Here is a 2,947-nt window from a genome sequence, read left to right on the forward strand (position 1 = left end):
CCCGGGCGGCCTGCGGCGGGGACCCCGGGGCGCAGGCCGGGTCGGCGACGACGACGACCGCGGCCAGCTCGTCCAGCGCCGCGGCGAGCCGGCCGTCCGCCAGCTCGTACCGGACCCGCCGTCCCTCGGGCGCCGCCACGACGAGCCCGCAGCCGCGCAGGCAGGCGAGGTGGTTGGACAGGGACTGCCGGCTCGCGCCGACGAGCGCGGCGAGGTCCGAGGGGTAGGCGCTCCCGTCCCGCAGGGCGAGCAGGACCCGGGCCCGCGTCGGGTCGGACAGGGCGTGGCCGAAGCGGGCGAGCACCTCGGGCAGGGAGGTCGTCAGCACGGCGGAAACGGTACAGCGTCCGGTGAACTGTCCGGTGCGCCCCCCGGGGCGGTCGGGCGCCGACGGCCGGCGGGTGCCGGGACCTGCGGTACTTGTCGTCTCGACCAGAAGAGACGTACGGTGGTCCCCGTCCGGTAATGGTCGACGTGACCCGAAGGGGGGGCCGTGGTCGGTGGAGCGGTAGCGGCCTCCCTCGCCGTCTCGACGGTGATCTTCACCCTCCTCGAGCACGAGGGCGCCCAGCGGCTGCACCTGCCGCTCGTGCGCCGCACGCGCGAGCCGTTCGACGGCGCCGAGGCGCTGCCGGGCGGGTGGATCGGCGGCGACGAGGGGCTCGAGGAGGCCGCGCGGCGCACCCTCGCGGAGACCACCGGCCTGCGCCCGAGCTACCTCGAGCAGCTCTACACGTTCGGCCGGCCCGACCGGTCGCCGACCGGGCGCGTCGTCTCCGTCATCTACTCGGCCCTCGTGCGCAGCCCGGAGGCGGCGCGCGTGGCCGAGGTGCACAACGTGCGCTGGGCGCCCGTCGACGAGGTGCGCGGTCTCGCCTTCGACCACGACGAGGTCGTCGCGTACGCGCTGTGGCGGCTGCGCGCCAAGGTCGGCTACGCGCAGGTGGCCGTCCACCTGCTGGGCGAGACCTTCTCCCTCGGCCAGCTGCGCGAGGTGCACGAGGCCGTCCTCGGGCGCCCGCTCGACCCGGCGAACTTCCGCCGCCGGGTCACCGCCAGCGGCGCCGTCGAGGCGACCGACGAGCACCTCACCGGCGGGCGGCACCGCCCGCCGCGGCTGTACCGGGCGGTGGTGCCCGAGGGCGCCACCGGCCCCTTCCAGACCACCGCCGGGCCGGCGGCCTGACCCTCCGCCGTCCCGCACGCCACCCCAGCGCCGCCCCCGAGCGCACCACCCGAGCACCTGAGCCGCAGGGCGCGACCGCCGTCGCGCCGAGGAGGACCGATGACGACCACCCCGCTGCAGATCGGCACCCGCCCGCGCCGCGCGCCCGACGGCGCCCCCGCCACCTCGGGCCTGTGCGACCCCGCGCTGGCCGACGGCCCCTGGGCCATGGACGCCGTGCCCGGGCAGGCGCCGCCCGCGCCGGTGTACGGGCCGGGCAGCTCGAACGCCGACGTCGCGCCCCCGTCGACGCCCGTGCAGCAGCGCATCCCCGAGGAGTACCGCCGGGCGCCCGTCGCCGAGCTCGAGGAGCGCATCGCCGCGGCGAAGGCGGAGCTGGGGGAGCGGCTCGTCGTCCTCGGGCACTACTACCAGCGCGACGAGGTCGTGCAGTTCGCCGACTTCGTCGGCGACAGCTACCAGCTCGCGCAGCAGGCGACGACGACGTCGGCCGACCACGTCGTCTTCTGCGGCGTGCACTTCATGGCCGAGACGGCCGACCTCCTCACCTCGCCCGAGCAGAGCGTCGTCCTGCCCAACCTCGCCGCCGGCTGCTCGATGGCCGACATGGCCGACCTCGACAGCGTCACCGCCTGCTGGGAGCAGCTCGAGGCGGTCTACGGCACGGAGCCCGACGCCGAGGGGCGCGTCCCCGTCGTCCCGGTGACGTACATGAACTCCTCGGCCGCGCTCAAGGCCTTCTGCGGCGACCACGGCGGCATCGTCTGCACCTCCTCCAACGCGGCGGCGGTGCTGGCGTGGGCCTTCGAGCGGGGCCGGCGGGTGCTCTTCTTCCCCGACCAGCACCTCGGTCGCAACACCGGCTCGGCGATGGGCGTGCCGCTGGAGCAGATGCCGCTGTGGGACCCGCGCAAGCCGTTGGGCGGCAACGAGGCCGAGGCGCTCCTCGACGCACGCGTGCTGCTGTGGCGCGGCTGGTGCTCGGTGCACCAGCGCTTCACGACGGCGCAGGTCGACGCCGCGCGCGCCGCCGACCCGGCCGTGCGCGTCGTCGTGCACCCCGAGTGCCCCAAGGAGGTCGTCGACGCCGCCGACGAGGCCGGTTCCACCCAGCACATCGAGCGGGTCGTCCGCGAGGCGGCGCCGGGCACGAGCTTCGCGATCGGCACCGAGATCAACATGGTGAGGCGCCTGGCGGCCCAGCACCCCGACCTCACGATCGCCTGCCTCGACCCGGTCATCTGCCCCTGCTCGACGATGTACCGCATCCACCCCGGCTACCTCGCGTGGGTCCTCGAGGCCCTCGTGCGCGGGGAGGTGCTCAACCGCGTGCAGGTCGACGACGCCGTCGCCGCGTCCGCGCGGGTGGCGCTGCAGCGGATGCTCGAGGTGCGGCCGTGACGACCGGCCCGGAGGCACCGGCCCCGGAGCGGGTGGGGGCGCTCGTCGTCGGCACCGGCGTCGCGGGGCTGACCACGGCGCTGGGGCTGCGGGCGCGCGGCGTCGACGACGTCCTGCTCGTGACGAAGACGCCGTGGGGGGCGGGGGCCGGGGGCACCGGCGGCGGCAGCACCGCCTGGGCGCAGGGCGGCGTCGCCGCGGTGACGGGCGCGGACGACGACGTCGCGCTCCACGTCGCCGACACCCTCGCCGCCGGTGCGGGGGCCTGCGACCCCGAGGCCGTGCGGGTGCTCTGCACCGAGGGGCCCGCGCGGCTGCTCGAGCTGGCCCGCCGCGGCCTCGTGCTCGACGGCGCCGACC

4 protein-coding genes are annotated in these 2,947 nt (G+C 76.7%); 3 read left to right on the top strand and 1 reads right to left on the bottom strand.

From position 1 onward, the window contains the following. A partial coding sequence (locus HLB09_RS15175) for an ArsR/SmtB family transcription factor (RefSeq protein ID WP_171204165.1) occupies positions 1–328 on the bottom strand: 328 nt, incomplete at its 3' end. A gap of 165 nt (positions 329–493) precedes the next feature. Here HLB09_RS15175 and HLB09_RS15180 point away from each other — a divergent pair. The 3 genes from HLB09_RS15180 to HLB09_RS15190 form a co-directional block, all read left to right on the top strand. Continuing rightward, a complete protein-coding gene (locus tag HLB09_RS15180) occupies positions 494–1,186 on the top strand; it encodes an NUDIX hydrolase (RefSeq protein WP_171204166.1) in 693 nt (230 codons plus the stop codon). Positions 1,187–1,285: 99 nt separating this feature from the next. Beyond that, positions 1,286–2,587: a quinolinate synthase NadA gene (gene nadA, locus HLB09_RS15185; RefSeq protein WP_171204167.1), complete on the top strand. Its 1,302-nt coding sequence runs from the start codon at positions 1,286–1,288 to the stop codon at positions 2,585–2,587. Then, positions 2,584–2,947 (top strand): FAD-binding protein (locus HLB09_RS15190; RefSeq protein WP_171204168.1); only part of this gene is annotated, 364 nt, incomplete at its 3' end. The genes nadA and HLB09_RS15190, both read left to right, overlap by 4 nt.

Origin of the sequence: Pseudokineococcus marinus, from assembly GCF_013004605.1 — a bacterium.
Classification (GTDB): Bacteria; Actinomycetota; Actinomycetes; order Actinomycetales; family Quadrisphaeraceae; genus Pseudokineococcus; species Pseudokineococcus marinus.